Genomic DNA, 18,453 nt, shown 5'->3' with positions numbered 1-18,453 from the left:
AATAACAATATAAAACCTCTCAAGGATATATATTTTTCTCAAGAGGTTTAATTTTCACCTATACTTGTATTGTTTAATCTCATTTTACGATTGATTTTTCCTAAAAAATACTTAGATCCAGCCTATTGGATAAATCTTTTAAAATCTGAATACCACCAATACTATTACCTTTTTTATCTAATGCAGGGCCTACAACCCCTATACCCATTTTTTTAGGCACAACAGCAACAATACCTCCACCAACACCGCTTTTTGCAGGTACTCCAACACTTACTGCAAATTCACCTGAGCCATCATACATTCCGCAGGTAGTCATAACCGCCTTTACTATTTTACAAATATCTTTTGTCGTTACCCTTTCCCCATTAAAGGGCAACACACCGTCATTTGCAAGCAAAGCACCAATATAAGCTATATCCTTACATGTTACCTCCATGGAACAAAGTTTAAAATATACATCTAATATCCATTCCACATCATCCCCAATAATCCTTGTACTTTTCATAAAATAAGCAAGTGCTCTATTCCTATCCCCTGTATTTTTTTCAGAATGATAAACGTCATGATTAATATTTATATTGGGGTTATTTGTAATTTTCTTCATGAAATCTAAAATTCTATTAAACTTATCCTCAGGAGTATCCCCTTTTACCATGGAAATTGTAGCAATGGCACCTGAATTGATCATAGGGTTAAGGGGTTTATGTGAGTTTTTAGTTTCAAGATTTACAATGGAATTGAAGCCATCATGTGTAGGTGCTACGCTAATTTTTGTACAAAGTTTTTCAAAGTTATTATCCATGAGTGCACACATAAAAGAAACAATCTTTGAAACGCTTTGTATGGTAAACTTCACATCATAATCTCCTGAAGAATATTCATTTCCATCTACATCATAAACATAAACACCTAGTGCATGAGCATTGCCCTTAGATAATTCTGGTATATAGGTTGCAACATTTCCATATTGTGTCCAATGTCTATTGTTTTCAACAATTGCATCCAATAAATCTTTCATAGTGTATCTCTCATCCTTTCACTTGAATATTTAAATGAATTATCTACATGATATACCATTCAAAATTTATTTGCAACAGTCGAATTCAATCCTACATTATCAAATTGCTATAAATTAAATAATTCTTCTGTTATCTTTTTACTACTATTTTTCATATCCATTACTATTTCTTGAGTCATATCTTTTACTCTTCCAACGGGTGCCGTCAAACTGATCGTCCCAATGAAAACTTTATGATTATCATATATGGGTGCAGAAATTGAAAATACACCTGACTCTACTTCTTCATCTTCTATACAATACTCAGTACTTATAATTCTTTCTAACTCTTCCTTTAATCTATCTATATCCACCAAAGTCTTTTCCGTAAACTTTGTTAAGCTTTCCCCTTGAAGATAATTTTCTAATTCACTTTCTGTCATATGTGCTAAAACTATTTTGCCAGATGCCGTAGCATGTAAAGGCATTTCTTTGCCTATTACAGAGCTAACGATGTAATAAGCATTGCTTGGTGTTATCTTTTCTACAAATGAAAGTACCTTGTTCTTATAAGAGAATAGATGGGTGGTACTGCTATATTTTTCTGTTAATATTTTAAGATACTGTATGCCAATATCCTTGAGTCTTACTGCAATGCTATCTGATACCAACAAGCCCTTCATCATAAATTTCTTCCCTAACATATATTTCCCACTTTCAGAATTTTGTTCAATATATCCATTAATATGTAAAGTATTGATAATCCCATGTGCGGTACTCTTGTTTAAACCCAATCCTTTACTTATCTCATTTAAAGACAACTCTGTATCTGATTTAGTAAAGCAATCAATTATATCTAGGGCTCTTTGGATGGATTGTATTACTCTTGGATTACTGCTTTTTGAACTTATCATTTAGATTGCATCCTTTCTAGATTTTATCGAATCATAGTTTTCATTCTTAAGATAATAACATTATAGCATCTATTCAATAGTCATATAATGCCTTTTACAAAACTCTACCTATGATTCACTGTTATAGTTGAAAATGAATCTGTCTCTTCTTTGTTAATATTTTCCTCACATAGTATGTGGAAATACAAATACCTTAAATAGTAAAACCGATAGGATCTTTCTCCAACCTGTGCCCCTTGAATATTTTATCATGTGACCATAACATCAACAGGGTTTTATTTCATATTACCATATTCCATTTTTAATTTTTATAATTTTCTGTATTTTTGTTGACTTATTTTTCCTCCTCGTGTTAATATTATATTATCAAATCAAGTTCTATATTGTCATACATAAAACATTGTCCGTATATTAATAATTTTTCTTATTATCTTATTTACCAATTAAAAATGAGGAGGTATATTTTATGGAAAATAAGCCTGTATGCTATGTAAAAGACAGAGTTATCCCTGAAATTTATAGTGGAACACCAACTTTTATGGGTCTTCCAAAACTAAACGATGAAAAAGAGCTTAGAAATTATGATATTGTCTTTATGGGAGCTCCTTGGGAAGGAATATGTACCTGGGGATCTTATTCCGGATGTGAATTGGCAACAAAGTCCATTAGAGCGGCATCTGTGAGATATGGAGGATATTTACCAGAATTCAATTTAGATGTATTTGATTATTTTTCTGGTGCTGATTATGGAGATGTAGCTATAAATAGCGGGAATATTGAAGAAACACTGAACAATATCGAGACAAAAGCTGAAGAAATAATAAACGCAGGAGCATTTCCTGTAACATTTGGAGGGGACCATTCCGTTGCATACCCAATTATAAAGGCTTTAGCAAAAAAACATAATGGCAAAATAGGAATCATTCATCTTGATTCACATTTTGATAATATGGATACCTTTGGTGACAGCAAATATGCAAGATGTTCTCCTCTACACAGAGCCTATGAAATCGAAGGGATAGATACTAAAAATATCGTTCATGTAGGTGTAAGAGGTCCTAGAAACAATCCTTTAGGTATGAAAGCTATAAATGACACAGGCGCTACGTTAATCACAAGTTTTGAAATTAAAGAGAAGGGAATAGATTATGTTATAGAGAAATCTTTAGAAATTGCAAAGAAAGATACAGAAGCAGTATATGTAACTGTTTGCAGTGACATTCTTGATGTTGCCTTTAATCCTGGTGGCCCACCAGACCTTTGCGGCCTTACATCCTATGAGCTTGCAAAATTTCTTCATGTAGTAGCATCTAAAGGCATTGACGGATTTGACTTTGTAGAAGTATATCCGCCAACAGATAGTAATAATGTATCCAGCCACGCAGCAGTTTGGATGACACTTTATACCTTAAGTGGATTAGCTAAATACAAACATTTCAAATAAAAACTATAGACATTTTAAAAAAGACTATTACACTGAATTTACACACATTAAAATATGAAAAGAATACCCTAAGCTATTTTATAAAAATATTCTTGCATGAGTGCTTCATCTCTTATCATACAATATGCGTAATAAATCTTCCATCCATGGTGTTTCATGCATAATTACAATTTTTATAACATTAGGGTATTCTGAGATTATTTACTTTTTATGAAAATATACTTAAATCATCTATGTATTTTTTCAATTCAAATTTTCTGAATAATCAGAATCGATCCCGTATTGTTTGGAGGTATTATTTTGGAGAAAAAGAGGATTGCTTTACTTATTCCCCACACGGATATAACATTAGAAACAGATTTACAAAAGTACTTACCTGATCATTACACACTTCATACACAAAGAATATGGCTTAATGATGTAAGTGAAGCTGCAGAAAAAAAAATGGTAGATATAGATTTTCCTAAAGGCATTCAGTACTTAAAAAATATTACTACATTTGATACTTCAGTATTCGGCTGTACATCTGCATCGGCAGTTTATGGTGCCACAGGATTGAAAAGAATTGAACAACAATTATCAAATGAATTCGGTTGTAAATCCATTTCAGCACTTGGGGCCGTATTAAGACAAATAAAAAAGCTCCAAGCTAAAAGAATTGCCCTCTTTACACCATACACTGACTCTGTCAATCAATTTATGATTAATAGTTTAAAAGATTTTGGTGTCAATATTGTTTATTCAAATGGACTTGACTTAATTAATGACTTGGATATTTGTAAAGTTGAGCCAAGTGCTATATATGATTTTATCCATAGTCACAAAAATCATCTTAAACAAATAGAAACAGATCTATGCTTTGTATCATGTACGAATCTTCGTGCAATGGAAATCAGGAAAGATCTAGAAAATATGTTAGATATAAATGTAATCACAAGCAATTATTCCATTTACCAGTTTATACTTGATCATGATTAAAAAGGGGGAATATTTCAATGAATAGTTCAAATGTAAAAGTAAAATATACATGGAAAGATAAAATTAAGGCCATTGGACCGGGAGCAATGATTACTGCCTCATTCGTAGGACCAGGTACAGTTACAACTGCAACAAGAACTGGTACTACTTTTGGTTACTCATTACTTTGGACCATAGTATTTTCAATCATTGCAACAATTGTCTTACAAGAGATGGCTGCTCGATTAGGTATTGTTACAAAGGAAGGCTTAAGTGAAGCCATAAAAAAGCAATTCGATAACCCTATTTTGAAAGGACTTAGTGTCTTTTTAGTTGGAAGTTCCATCACTTTAGGTTGTGTTGCTTATATGGGTGGTGACTTAACAGGTACCGCCATTGGCTTATCAACTATTACGGGAATTTCAAATAGAATTTTAGGGCCTATTATGGGAGTCGTTATTTTATTAATAATTACTCGTGGCTCTATTCGTTGGTTAGAAAAATTATTAACATTCCTAGTTGCGCTCATGGCCGCTATATTTGTCCTCACCATGGTTATTGTAAAACCAGATTTAGGTGCAGTGGTAAAAGGGCTTATGCCAGTAGTTCCTGAAAATGGTTTAATGCTATGTATTGCCTTAATTGGAACAACAATTGTCCCATACAATTTCTTTATTCATGCTATTTCAGCTAAGAATTCATTCGATAGTACAGATAAGCTTGAACTTTCAAAATGGGATATCTATTTATCCATTAGTGTTGGTGGTTTAATTACTGCAGCAATAATGATCACTGCAGCAACAGTAATGCATGGTTTTACAGTAAAATCTGCAGCTGATTTATCCATTCAATTAGAACCGTTACTTGGCTCATCAGCAAAAATATTTTTAAGTATCGCACTTGTGGCAGCTGGCTTATCTTCTGCTGTTGTAACCCCACTTGGAGCATCTTATGTATTAGCAGGTTTATTCGGTTGGCAATATAGTAAAAAAGACAAGCGATTTATGACCGTTAATATTGGAATTTTAGTATTAGGAATCTTTGTGTCTGCAACAGGTTTCAACCCCTTAACAATTATCGTATTAGCACAAGCATTAAATGGAATCATTTTACCGGTTGTAGTAATTTACCTTGTCTATGCAACAAGTAGCAAAAAAATCCTAGGAGACTTTACAAATTCACTTTTTATAAAAATTGTTGGTATTGTAATTTCTGGTATTACAATCGTTCTAGGTACTACTAGTCTAGTTTCAGCAATTCAAACACTGTTATCCTAATCAAGTGAAAATCATATAAAGATAAATTTGAAAAATAAAAGAGTTCCTGATGTAAATCAGGAACTCTTTTTATATTATCTCCACGCTTTTCCAGTTGAACCGAACATTTCCATTTTAGTTTTGATTACTTCTTTCATAGCGTCTCTTGCAGGTCCTACAATCTTTCTTGGATCGTAAACATCTGGGTTTTCAGCTACGAATTTTTTAACTGCTCTATGGAATGCTTGTCTAATGTCTGTATCAATGTTGATCTTGTTGATTCCTAAAGATACAGCTTTTCTAATACTTTCTTCTGGAACTCCAGATGAACCGTGTAATACTAGAGGCATATTTAATCTTTCTTTGATAACTTTAATTCTATCAAAGTCTAATTTTGGCTCTCCCTTGTATGGTCCATGAGCTGTTCCTACAGCGATTGCTAAATAGTCAACTTCAGTTTCAGAAACAAACTTAGCAGCCTCATCTGGATCTGTGTATGTAGCATCCTTTTCGTCTACAGCAATATCATCTTCTACTCCACCGATTTTTCCAAGTTCTGCTTCTACAGAAACTCCAACAGCTTTAGCCATTTCAACGATTTGCTTAGTTCTTCTGATGTTTTCATCTAATTCATAGTGAGAAGCATCGATCATAACAGAAGTAAATCCATTTCTTAGACACTTCATAATTTGAGTAAAGTCAGTTCCATGGTCTAAGTGAATAGCCACTGGTACTGTAGTGTTTTCAGCAAGAGTCTTAGCCATTGCAGAAATTATCTCAACACCTGCATACTTAAGTCCACCTTGACTTGCTTGAATAATTACTGGAGATTGAGTTTCTTCTGCAGCTCCAATAATTGCCTGAACTTGTTCCATGTTATTTACGTTAAATGCTCCTACAGCATATCCATTTTCGTGTGCATGCTGAAGTATAGATTTTCCTGATACTAACATTTTGACACCGCCTTTATATTCTCTTTAATAATTCTTCTCTTAAGTCTTCAAAACCTGGCTTACCAAGTAATGCAAACATGTTTTTCTTATAGCTTTCTACTCCTGGCTGATCGAATGGATTTACACCTAATATGTATCCACTTAATCCACAGGCCTTTTCAAAGAAGTAGATTAATTTACCAAAATAGTATTCACTCATTTCAGGTATATTAATTATAATATTTGGTACTCCACCATCTAAGTGGGCAAGTAATGTTCCCTCAAAGGCTTTCTTGTTCACAAAGTCTATAGTCTTACCTGCTAGATAGTTTAGGCCATCTAAGTTTTCTTCATTAGCTTCAACTTCCATCTCAAGCTCTGGAGTTTCTACATTCAATACGGTTTCGAATAAATGTCTTTTTCCATCTTGAATATATTGACCCATAGAATGTAAATCTGCTGAAAAGTCTACTGATGCTGGGAATATGCCCTTGTTATCCTTTCCTTCACTTTCACCATATAATTGCTTCCACCATTCAGAAACATAGTGAAGAGATGGTTCATAGTTAACTAGTAACTCTATGTCTTTACCAGCTCTGTGAAGGGCATTTCTAACAACTGCATATTGATAACAATAGTTTTCATCTAAATTATCATTATTATACTCTTCCCTTGCGGCCTTAGCACCTTCCATCATTTTCTCAATGTCAATTCCAGCAGCTGCAATAGGTAACATTCCTACTGGTGTAAATATGGAAAATCTTCCACCTACATCGTCTGGAATTACGAAGGTCTCATAACCTTCCCCAGTAGCTAATTGTCTAAGTGCTCCCTTAGTGCTATCTGTTGTAGCATAAATTCTATTTTTAGCTTCTTCTTTTCCGTACTTTTCTTCCATATACTTTTTAAGAACTCTAAATGCAATAGCCGGTTCTGTAGTAGTTCCAGATTTGGAGATCACATTAACACTAACGTCCTTATTTTCTATTACCTGTAAAAGGTGTCTTAAATAAGTAGAACTTATATTGTTTCCAGCAAAATAAATTTCTGGAGTTTTTCTTTGTTCTTTTGAAAGCATATTATAAAAAGAGTGGGATAAGGCTTCTATAGCAGCTTTTGCTCCTAAATAAGATCCACCGATTCCAACTACAATTAATACCTCAGAATCATTTTTAATCTTCTCAGCTGCCTTTTTAACTCTTTCGAACTCATCTTTATCATAGTTAACTGGATAATCAACCCATCCTAAGAAGTCATTTCCTGGACCAGTTTTTTCATGAAGCATTTTATGAGCTACCTTTACTTGCTCTTTTAAATACTCTGTTTCATGTGCTTTAATACCTGATTTAGAATAATCTAGAGTTATATTTTTCATTATTACCCTCCTTTCCCTTTATTATTTTCTGAAAGTTTCCTCTATATAACTTTCTATTTCTTGCGCTGTAGCCATCCCTAATATTTTATCACTAAAGTCCTTCATTTGGCTATAGCTTAATGACCTAATTAAATTTCTTGCTGGTAAAATAGAGCTTGCACTCATACTAAACTCATCAAGACCGAATCCTAATAATATAGGAATCATTCTCTTGTCTCCAGCCATTTCTCCACACATACCTACCCAAATTTCATTTTTATGACCATTATCAATTACCATCTTAATAAGACGAAGGACAGCTGGGTTAAATGGATTATATAGGTTATGGATTTTCTCGTTCATTCTATCTACTGCCGTAGTATATTGAATTAAATCGTTAGTTCCTATACTAAAGAAATCCACATGTTTAGCTAGTATGTCACTAATAATAGCTGCTGCTGGTACTTCTATCATCATACCCACTTCTATATTATTAGAGTATCCAATTTTTTCTGAGTCTAACTCTACCTTACATTCTTCTAATATTTCTTTAGCTCTTAATAATTCCTCTAATGAAGAAATCATAGGGAACATGATCTTTAAGTTTCCATATACACTAGCTCTAAGTAATGCTCTTAATTGAGTTTTGAATATATCTACCTTGTCTAAACAAAGTCTTATGGCTCTATATCCTAAGAAAGGATTCATTTCTTCATCTATTTTTAAGTATGGTAGATTTTTATCTCCACCTATATCTAATGTTCTAATTACAATTGGCTTATCTTTTAGACCTTCAAGAACTTCTTTATAGCATTTAAACTGTTCATCTTCCGTTGGTAAATGATCACTATTCATATAAATGAACTCTGTTCTATATAGTCCTACACCTTCACCATCATTTTTTATAACTCCAGGTACATCATTTGGAGTTCCTATGTTAGCTGCAAGCTCCACATGTTTATCATCTGTAGTTACACTACTTTTTCCAATTACTTCCTGCAATTGTCTCTTATATTCTTCATAAGCTTCTTTTTCTGATCTCATATTATTAATTGTAGCTTCTTCTGGGTTTATTATAACTTCTCCACTTTCACCATTGAAAGCTATAATGTCTCCATTTTTAACTTCTTCCGTTATATTTCCAAGTCCTACTACTGCTGGAATCTCTAAACTTCTAGCCATAATGGCAGTATGGGAAGTTCTTCCTCCAATATCCGTTAAAAATCCTAATACCTTTTCTTTATTCATTGTAGCCGTATCGGATGGAGTTAAATCATTTGCTATTAAAATAACTTCTTCTTCTAATACAGATAAATCAACTACACTTTGTCCTGTTATATTTCTTAGAACCCTTTCTGATACGTCTCTAATATCAGCAGCTCTTTCTCTCATATATTCATTGTCCATAGACTCAAAGATAGTTATGAACTGATTAGTTACTTCTTTAAAAGCAAATTCTGCATTAATGGATTCACTCTCTATTTTTCCTAGAGTAGAATCAACTAATTCAGGATCTTGTAATATCATTAAGTGAGCTTCAAATATGGCAGCCTTTTCTTCACCTAATTCTCTTAACGCTTTTTCCTTAATCTTTGTTAATTGTTCTTTTGATGCCTCTATACTGTTCTTTAGTATATCCTTTTGTCCGTCTACGTTAGTTATTTCCTTTTTCTCAATATTTAAAGGTTCGTGAGTGATTACTAAAGCTTTGCCTATACTAATCCCAGGAGATGCTCCAGTTCCTTTTCTCATAGCTAGTCCCCTCCTTATTCTTCTCCAAACTTAGAGTTAACTAAATCAACTAATGCATCTACTGCAGCTTGTGCATCTTCACCATTAGCAGTAATATTGATTTGATCTCCCTTTTTAAGGCCTAAGCTTAATAAGTTCATGATTGATTTAGCATTAGAAGCTTTTCCGTTAAATTCAATGTTTATATCTGATTTAAAACTATTTGCCACCTTTACAAAATTACTTGCTGGTCTAGCATGCATTCCCGTTTCATTTAATATAGTTACTAATTTTCCCATAATCAAAATCCTCCTCTTTATTTTACAGGGGGCCTAAAAAGGCCCCACATTTATTATATTTTAACAGGGTGTTAGTTATACAGTAGAATAACCAATTGTCTTAATTTATATTTTAAAAACCTATTTTTCAATAGATATAATGTTTTCTTGTCCAGAGTTTACTTTCTTTCCAGATTCAAATACTACTTTTTCACCTTCTGAAAGATTAGTGAATATAACTGGTGTAATAATTGATGGAACTTTATCTTTAATAGAATCAATGTCTACTTTAAGAAGTTTTTGCCCCTTAGTTACCTTATCTCCTTGTTTAACTAAAGCTTCAAAACCTTCTCCATTTAAAGTTACCGTATCTATACCAAAGTGGATTAAAACTTCTTGTCCACCAGTTGATTTAATACCAATAGCATGTTTAGTTGGGAATAATGTTTCAATAGTTCCATCTACAGGAGCTACTACAAGTCCATTTGTTGGCTCAATAGCAAATCCATCTCCCATCATTTTTTGCGAAAACACCATATCAGGTACTTCTTCTAATCCTACAATTTTTCCTTCTATAGGAGATACAAAATTATTATCTGTTTCAACTGTCATTGCAACTTTTGCCTTAACTTCTTCTACTTTTTTTGATTTAGGAGTAGTTTTTCCACTCATGATATTTTTCATCTCAGTCTTTAATTGATCAGACTTAGGTCCAAATATGGCTTGAATGTTATTTCCTACTTCTAGTACTCCTGAAGCTCCTAAAGACTTTAATCTTTCTTTATCAACATTTTTAATGTCATTTACACTTATTCTTAATCTAGTGATACATGCATCTAAGTTCTTAATGTTTTGACCTCCACCTAGAGCTTCTAATATATTTGAAGGTAGTTCTCCTGATTCTACATTAACAACTTCTACACCATCTTCATCATCTTCTCTACCAGGAGTCTTAATGTCAAACTTTCTAATAGCAAATCTGAATCCAAAGTAGTAAATTGCTGAGAATGCTAATCCTACTGGTATTACTAACCACCAAGCAGTTCTGTTTGGCATTACACCAAATAGTAAGTAGTCAATTATTCCACCAGAGAATGTCATACCAATTTTAACATTTAAAATATGCATTAACATAAATGATAATCCAGCAAATACACAGTGTACTGCATAAAGAACTGGTGCTACAAATAAGAATGTAAATTCAATTGGTTCTGTAATACCTGTTAAGAAAGATGTTAGGGCTGCTGATGCCATAATACCTGCCACTAACTTTTTCTTTTCTGTTTTTGCTTCATGGTACATTGCAAGACCTGCTGCTGGTAATCCAAACATCATGAATGGGAACTTTCCTGTCATGAATGTACCTGCTGTTAATGCTACGTTATCCTTTAATTGTGCAAAGAAAATAGCTTGATCTCCTCTTACAACTTCTCCTGCTTTGTTTATATATTCCCCAAATTCAAACCAAAAAGGATTATAGAAAATATGGTGTAATCCAAATGGTATAAGTGCTCTTTCTACAACTCCAAATATGAATGCTGCTACCGTTTTGTTAGCATCGATCATTCCTGTTGAGAATGCGTTTAATCCCGCTTGAACTGGCGGCCAAATAATTATCATACCAAGACCTAATAATAAAGCTGATACAGCTGTTATTATAGGAACAAATCTCTTACCTGCAAAGAATCCTAAAAATGGAGGTAACTCCATGTTGTAATATTTATTATAAAGTTGTGCTGCTAGTACCCCTATGATAATACCACCAAATACACCTGTTTGAAGTGTTGGTATTCCAAGTACCATAGCGTATGCCTTACTTGTTCCTACCATCTCTGGAGTAATTCCTTTTACTACTCCCATAGTTACATTCATAACTAAGAATCCAATAGTTGCAGCAATTCCTGCTACACCTTCTCCTCCTGCTAAACCAACTGCAACTCCTACTGCAAATAATAATGGTAAGTTAGCAAATACAATTCCACCTGCTTGCTCCATAACCCTTGCAATTAATTGAAAACCATTAGCTCCTAGAGCTGGAATACTTTCAAGTAATGCTGGATTTTGAAAAGCATTACCAAAAGCCAATAATAAACCTGCTGCTGGTAATATGGCAACTGGAGTCATTAAGGCTTTACCTATTTGTTGTAAAACTCCAAAAAGTTTTTTAAACATTTGCACATCTCCTTTTCTATTTAATCTAGGTTATTAATTAATATTCTCTTACATAACTTTAAAGATACAAATAAAAAAGGCATGAATAAAGATACACGAAGCAAATCTTTTATGATTTACTTTCTTCGGTTCCTTTACTCATGCCTGATCGAATCAGTTACACGTAAAATAGAAATTTCTATATTTTATTTTTAATCAACTGTACTAGTACTAGGTTACGTTACGTATATTGAATTATATCATGGAACGTTTTCCTTTTCAATAGAGTTTTTTGCGAATTATACATTTTTCTACAAATTTTTCATTCCTCTTAATTTGTGTAAATGGAGAGCTATATAGCCTATTTCCCCTTGGGATACATGGCATTTTAATGTGTTCTCAATGATTTTTCCAATTTCTGTAGCCACCGCTATTTCTTTCCTTAATTCAAATTTTAATTTAGACATTAATATATTTTCTATATTTTTATTTTCATTAACTCTACTGATAACACCCTTTAAGTGCAGTATAAATCTTTGACAGATGAAAGAATTCCTATCTAAATTCACCCTTAATGTTTTTTCTACAAAATCCAATATATCCCTCATCAATTTTGATTTTTCTAAGGCTTCCATTTTATTTTTTTCTCCTCTTCCACCATAAATATGAAGAGCTAAAAAACCAATTTCCGCTTCTGGAATGGATATGTCCAAACCATGGGATAAAATCATTACTGCCTTTTCTGCCAAAGAGTATTCCTCTGGATATAGGAACTTAGTTTCTGTTAAAAATGGATTTACTATTTCAATACCTTCCTTTAACCGTTGGATAGCAAAGTTTATATGATCTGCAAAACCTAAGTAGGTATTAGGATTTAATTCTTCTCCTAAATCCTTTTTAACCATTTCTACAATTTCTTTTACTAGTTCAATTACCTTTGGATCTATTTGGTTTATGAAATTTTCCTTTTCATCTTCATCTAAACCTTTAAGAGATATAAATTTTTCGTCAATTCGTGGATTTTCCAAAAGATGCCCCTTCTTCTTTGAAAACCCGATTCCTTTTCCTACTAATATGTAGTTTTGATTATCCTTTTCTGCCAATACTACATTATTACTCAGAACCTTATTCACAGTGTACTTTTCCATTTCATTCCTCCATAACTTAAATACACATTTCATCAATTTATAATATCAAAAAATTATTAGAATTTTACGAACTATTAATACATGTCCATATTATAATATATATTTATTCAAAATTCCAAACAAAAAATTCATACGACCTATGATTCGTTATGGAACCCTATGGTTCCCGCAGGCGTCTGCTAACGCAATCTGAACACCTTCCTTCAAAGAGGCAGGGGAATTCTTCCCCCCTTCATTTTTTACTTATTTACAGTTTTGAAAAATTTATAATTTCCTAGTAAGTAAAAAATCTGCATTCTTATTATTATGCAGATTTTTATCATGTATTAGCCCTATGGAATTATATTTTTTTAAGATTTGCTAAATATTTTTTTCTTCTTTTTCTTTTTACTAGATATGGGAGCCAAGTCATTCATACACAAATCTTCCATATTCTTTTTTTTCAATTTTTCATGTACTACTTCTTCTATTAAAGTCTTAATAAGAACTAATACTGGTACTCCTAAAAGCATTCCTAATACTCCTGCAACTGCACCACCTACTGTTACAGCTACAATAATCCAAAATGCCCTTACTCCAACCTTATCTCCTAATATGATTGGCCCTAATACTAGTCCATCAAATTGTTGTAGTGCAAATATTACAATTCCCACTATGGCAGCCTTATCTAGTCCAGAAAAAAGAGTGATTAATACGGCTGGAACAGCTCCTATTATAGGTCCAAAATAAGGAATCATATTAGTTATTCCTACCACAATACCTATAACCATGGAAAAAGGAATTTTAAATATTAATAATATTACAAAACATAATAATCCAATAATTGCTGAATCTATGGCTTTTCCCACAAAAAAGTTGGAAAATATCTCATGGGATTTATGGGTAATATAAACTAGATAGTCTGCAGTTTTTGTATCTAAAAATGCATAATTAACCCTTTTAATTCTGCCTAATAAATCTTTTTTATCTAGTAACATATATATGGCTATAACGAAAGATACTATTATGCTAATAATACTTGAAGTAAATTTAATAGCTGTACTTAAAAGACCTTCTAACAGTTTTGACGAAAATTCTCCTACTTTTAAAAGTATTTTTTCTATGGCCGTTTTAGCATAAGTTACAGCATCAGCAAAATATTCTTCACTTCCCTTAGGTATATACTTTTCTACTGATTCAAATTGAAAATTATCTATCTCTGGAATTAATTTTAGTATATTAGATATATTCTCTACTACAGTTGGAATTACAATGGTAGCAGATATTAGTAAAATGGCAATAATTATTACTAATGATATTATAACCCCTGTATTTCTTCCCATTTTAGGTTCAAAAGCTTTTACTAAATTATCTAATATGTAAGCTATTGCAAAGGCCACTAACAATGGGTTAAATATTTTTATTACATAAACTTTCACATTAGGATTATTAATAAACATGTATACAAACATGCCTAAAAAAATCACTCCAATTATCTTCCTGTAGGAAAACTTTGTATCCGTCAAATTACCACCCTCTCCACTAAAAAACCCTTCTATATACATAAATATATACTAAAAAAAATGTCAAAACAATAGATTTTATGACTTTTAATATTTTTTAATATTTAATTAGATTTTTTCAAATGATTTTTACTAAAATCCCAATTAAAAAGTAAAAAAATGCTTCAATTGGAAATCGAAGCATTATACTTAAAAAATGAAATAGTTGAATGTGTTTATTATGGAATATTTAATAGAACATAAAAATCATGAAAAATACTAAAAATAATAGTAAGAAAAAGTTATAAAGGAAGTGAGTGTTTGTCATACTTTTTCTAACATTACTAAAATAATATTTTAATAATTTTAGTATAATAAATATTCCACTAAATTATACCTATTATCCCTATCCTTTTATTGTAAATTTCATCTTTATTAGTTTCATTATGTAAATAATTTTTCATCTTCTTCCTCTTATTGTACTAGTTCGGTTAAGATTCATTTTATTCATCATCTTCCTTGTGCGGATTAAAATAAAACTCAATTTTCATTGAGTTTTATTTTTCATTTATTTTATAACAACAATTTTAAAATAACGACATTTTTCCCAGGAAATAAAAATAAAATACTACTTTAATTGACAAAGTAAAGAGGTGGCAAAGCCACCTCTCAAATTGTAGACAAAGTCTACAAGATGATAGGCTTTTGACTAATTTGAAGTTCGAGGCGTGTTGAAACCGAGAGACCGTAGCGTATATAGACATACGTAAGGGTTCTTGGTTGAAACAACAACGAAGAAATTCGGGTTTGTCAAAAGCCTAAGAGGTGGCAAAGCCACCTCTATTTATATGAATAAATTTATATTTGAATCTTCTGCTTCTCCTAAATAAGCGGCAACTCCACCTAACTTTACACCATCTATTAATTCTTCCTTCTTTATACCCATTAGATCCATAGACATGGAACAAGCTACTAATTCTACTCCTAAATCTATAGCATTTTTAATTAAGGTTTCTAAACTATCCACATTCTTTTTCTTCATAACGTGTTCTATCATCTTAGTTCCCATTCCACCCATGTTCATATTAGATAGGGTTAATTTATTTGCTCCCTTTGGCATCATCATACCAAACATTTTCTCAAGTGTATCCTTCTCTACATTTGGTGAATCTTCTTTTCTTAGTACATTAAGTCCCCAGAAAGTGAAGAACATGGTAACCTTCTTGCCCATAGTAGCAGCTCCCGTACCTATTATAAATGAAGCTAAAGCCTTATCAAGATCTCCACTGAACACTACTAAAGTGGCACCTTCTTTTTCACTCTTTACAGATTGGACTACTTCACCATTTTTACTGCCTTTTTTTATGAATGCCTTAAAGCTTTTATTTACAAACTCTGTTTTTAAAAGGGTATTTCCAGTTTTTTTACACCAAGCTTTTATATCTTGCGAAAAGGCAGGATCTGTAACAGAAATCTCTAATATTTCTCCATCTTCTATTTGTTCCATGGCCTTATATACCTGTGTAATAGGTCCTGGACATTGTAATCCACAAGCATCTATTTTAATATGTGCACTTATATTTTCAATCATTCCATCATCCCCCACATCTTCATTGCAAACCATCTGGCTTTCTCCATCATCACTTACACATGCATAAGTTCTATATCCACCATCTAGATTTATGGCTTTAAATCCATTTAATTCAAGTAATCTACAAGCTAAATATCCCCTAAGGCCTACTTGACAAGTTACATATATAGGTTTATCCTTTGGAAACTCATTTAAATGTTCTCTTAACTCTCCTAATGGAATATTTACTGTTCCCTCTATATAACCCATTTCTGTCTCTAGTACTTCTCTCACATCAATGAACAATGATCCCTTTTCAATAACCTCATCCACTTCATACCATTGTATTTGCTTTAAGGATCCTTCCATAATATTTGTAGCTACGTATCCTAACATGTTAACAGGATCCTTTGCAGAAGAATAAGGTGGTGCATAGGCCAACTCTAAATCTTGTAAGTCTTCTACTTTAAGGCCAGCTTTTATGGCTGTTGCTATCACATCTATTCTCTTTTCAACGCCATCATACCCTACACCTTGTGCTCCATAAATAGTTCCATCTTCAGGGTTAAAAGTTAATTTAAAAGCTATAGGTAATGCTCCTGGATAATAACCTGCATGGGATTTAGGATGTATATGGGCAACCTCATATTTAATTCCTAGTCTCTTTAAAGTCTTTTCATTGTTACCTGTAGTTGAAGCAGTCATATGGAATACTTTTGCTACACTAGTACCTAAGGTTCCATTATATTTTCTATTTTTTCCATATATATTATCTGCTACTAATCGTCCTTGTCTATTGGCTGGCCAAGCTAATGGAATCATAGTTGGCTTTTTATTCACATAATCAATTACCTCGATGGCATCTCCTATGGCATAAATATTTTTATCATTAGTTCTTAAATATTCATCAACTTTAATTCCACCTCTGTCACCTAAATCTAAACCAGCATCCTTTGCTAATTTATTTTCTGGTTTAACACCAATGGCTAATATTATCATATCCGTATCTATTTCTTTTCCACTTTGTAATACAACCTTTGTACCATGATTTTTAAATTCTGCCACACCATCTTTTAGAATCAAATCTACACCATTTTCCTTCACATGATTGTGTAGGATAGATGCCATTTCAAAATCAAGAGGAGCCATTATTTGGTCCATCATTTCAACTAAACTTACCTTTACTCCTCTTTCATGAAGGTTCTCAGCCATTTCAACTCCTATAAATCCACCACCAATTACAACGGCTGACTTAGGAAGATTTTCATCAACATAGGCCCTTATTTCATCCGTATCCTTCATGTTTCTAAGGGTAAATAAACTCTTAGCCTCATCTATCCCTTTAATAGGTGGCTTTATAGGACTAGCCCCTGGAGATAAAATCAGGTCATCATATTTTTCTTCATATACTTCTCCACTTTTTAAATTCTTTATTTTTATTTTTTTATTTTGTCTGTCTATACTTTCTACTTCACTAAAATTTCTTATATCTAAGTTGAACTTTTTAGACATACCTTCTACCGTTTGCACCAATAGGCTACTTCTTTCCTTTATTACATCTCCTATATAATAAGGTAGTCCACAATTGGCAAATGAAATATATTCGCCTCTTTCAAATACTATTATTTCTGATTGTTCATCTAATCTTCTTAGTCTGGCTGCTGCTGTAGCTCCGCCTGCCACACCACCAACTATTAATATTCTTTTTTTCATAATCAGTCCCCCATCCTTATATTCTTATATCGTTATATCGTAATATATAGATATTATGTTTGTTTTTTTAGGACAATTCACTTGTCCTTTTAGTTTAAAAAATTTCTTTTATGATCTTTTTTACCTTCTCATTTGAAACTCTATAAAATACTTCAAGGCCTTGTCTGTCACCTTCTATGACATTTGCCTTCTTTAAATTAGATAAATGCTGCGATATGGTAGATTGAGGCATATCTAGGCAACTGTGCATACTTGTCACATTGCTAGGACCTCTTTCTAAAAGGCCTTTCACTATACATAATCGCACTGGATGTGCTATGGCCTTTAGTATTGCTGCATTCTCTTCGAATAATTTAGGATTATTCTTATAATATTCCATACCTTATCCTCCAATATCATTATATTGTAATAATACGATATAGTTTTATTTTTGTCAATATTTTATTATTTCCTATAAGACAAAAAAAATAAGAAAATCTATCAAATAGATTTTCTTATTTAAAAGGGTTTAGAGAATGTAGTATGTT

General features: G+C 32.3%; 14 protein-coding genes. 3 read left to right on the top strand and 11 right to left on the bottom strand.

Annotation, left to right across the window (positions count from 1 at the left end; all coding sequences use genetic code 11):
• Positions 1-100: 100 nt before the first annotated feature.
• Both glsA and CCE28_RS07595 read right to left on the bottom strand, forming a co-directional pair.
• The gene (glsA, locus tag CCE28_RS07600) at positions 101-1,018 is read right to left on the bottom strand and encodes a glutaminase A (protein WP_095132601.1); all 918 of its coding nucleotides are present in this window, start codon (positions 1,016-1,018) and stop codon (positions 101-103) included.
• A 107-nt stretch (positions 1,019-1,125) separates the two neighbouring features.
• Positions 1,126-1,911: an IclR family transcriptional regulator gene (locus tag CCE28_RS07595; RefSeq protein WP_095132599.1), complete on the bottom strand. Its 786-nt coding sequence runs from the start codon at positions 1,909-1,911 to the stop codon at positions 1,126-1,128.
• Between the two features lie 466 nt (positions 1,912-2,377).
• Here CCE28_RS07595 and CCE28_RS07590 point away from each other — a divergent pair, with 466 nt between their 5' ends.
• The 3 genes from CCE28_RS07590 to CCE28_RS07580 all read left to right on the top strand — a co-directional run bounded on the left by CCE28_RS07590 (position 2,378) and on the right by CCE28_RS07580 (position 5,589).
• Positions 2,378-3,355 (top strand): agmatinase family protein, encoded by a 978-nt coding sequence (locus CCE28_RS07590; protein ID WP_095132597.1) that lies wholly within the window; start codon positions 2,378-2,380, stop codon positions 3,353-3,355.
• Positions 3,356-3,655: 300 nt separating this feature from the next.
• Complete coding sequence (locus CCE28_RS07585; protein WP_095132595.1) at positions 3,656-4,333, top strand: maleate cis-trans isomerase family protein; 678 nt, start codon at positions 3,656-3,658, stop codon at positions 4,331-4,333.
• A gap of 17 nt (positions 4,334-4,350) precedes the next feature.
• Positions 4,351-5,589, top strand: coding sequence for an Nramp family divalent metal transporter (locus CCE28_RS07580; RefSeq protein WP_095132593.1), 1,239 nt, complete (start codon positions 4,351-4,353; stop codon positions 5,587-5,589).
• Between the two features lie 74 nt (positions 5,590-5,663).
• On the opposite strand, the gene CCE28_RS07575 is transcribed toward CCE28_RS07580, so the two are convergent.
• The 9 genes from CCE28_RS07575 to CCE28_RS07535 all read right to left on the bottom strand — a co-directional run bounded on the left by CCE28_RS07575 (position 5,664) and on the right by CCE28_RS07535 (position 18,305).
• The gene (locus tag CCE28_RS07575) at positions 5,664-6,521 is read right to left on the bottom strand and encodes a class II fructose-1,6-bisphosphate aldolase (protein WP_095132591.1); all 858 of its coding nucleotides are present in this window, start codon (positions 6,519-6,521) and stop codon (positions 5,664-5,666) included.
• 13 nt (positions 6,522-6,534) lie between these two features.
• The gene (locus tag CCE28_RS07570; protein WP_095132589.1) at positions 6,535-7,875 is read right to left on the bottom strand and encodes a glucose-6-phosphate isomerase; all 1,341 of its coding nucleotides are present in this window, start codon (positions 7,873-7,875) and stop codon (positions 6,535-6,537) included.
• 21 nt (positions 7,876-7,896) lie between these two features.
• Positions 7,897-9,606 carry a phosphoenolpyruvate--protein phosphotransferase gene (gene ptsP, locus CCE28_RS07565; RefSeq protein WP_095132587.1) on the bottom strand — a complete coding sequence of 570 codons (1,710 nt, stop codon included), beginning with the start codon at positions 9,604-9,606 and terminating at the stop codon, positions 7,897-7,899.
• Between the two features lie 14 nt (positions 9,607-9,620).
• Positions 9,621-9,884: an HPr family phosphocarrier protein gene (locus tag CCE28_RS07560; protein WP_095132585.1), complete on the bottom strand. Its 264-nt coding sequence runs from the start codon at positions 9,882-9,884 to the stop codon at positions 9,621-9,623.
• A gap of 120 nt (positions 9,885-10,004) precedes the next feature.
• Positions 10,005-12,035, bottom strand: a complete 2,031-nt coding sequence (gene ptsG / locus CCE28_RS07555; RefSeq protein WP_095132583.1) for a glucose-specific PTS transporter subunit IIBC — start codon at positions 12,033-12,035, stop codon at positions 10,005-10,007.
• A 290-nt stretch (positions 12,036-12,325) separates the two neighbouring features.
• Complete coding sequence (locus CCE28_RS07550) at positions 12,326-13,162, bottom strand: PRD domain-containing protein (protein ID WP_095132581.1); 837 nt, start codon at positions 13,160-13,162, stop codon at positions 12,326-12,328.
• A 350-nt stretch (positions 13,163-13,512) separates the two neighbouring features.
• Positions 13,513-14,667, bottom strand: coding sequence for an AI-2E family transporter (locus tag CCE28_RS07545; protein ID WP_176461717.1), 1,155 nt, complete (start codon positions 14,665-14,667; stop codon positions 13,513-13,515).
• Between the two features lie 820 nt (positions 14,668-15,487).
• Positions 15,488-17,926 carry a CoA-disulfide reductase gene (locus tag CCE28_RS07540; RefSeq protein WP_095132577.1) on the bottom strand — a complete coding sequence of 813 codons (2,439 nt, stop codon included), beginning with the start codon at positions 17,924-17,926 and terminating at the stop codon, positions 15,488-15,490.
• 94 nt (positions 17,927-18,020) lie between these two features.
• Entirely contained in the window at positions 18,021-18,305 is a 285-nt protein-coding gene (locus tag CCE28_RS07535) for an ArsR/SmtB family transcription factor (RefSeq protein WP_095132575.1), read from the bottom strand.
• Positions 18,306-18,453 lie beyond the last annotated feature (148 nt).

Origin of the sequence: Anaeromicrobium sediminis (genome assembly GCF_002270055.1) — a bacterium.
Lineage (GTDB): Bacteria > Bacillota > Clostridia > Peptostreptococcales > Thermotaleaceae > Anaeromicrobium > Anaeromicrobium sediminis.
Note: the sequence above shows the minus strand (reverse complement) of the source record. Positions and strands in the feature narration are given on the sequence as shown.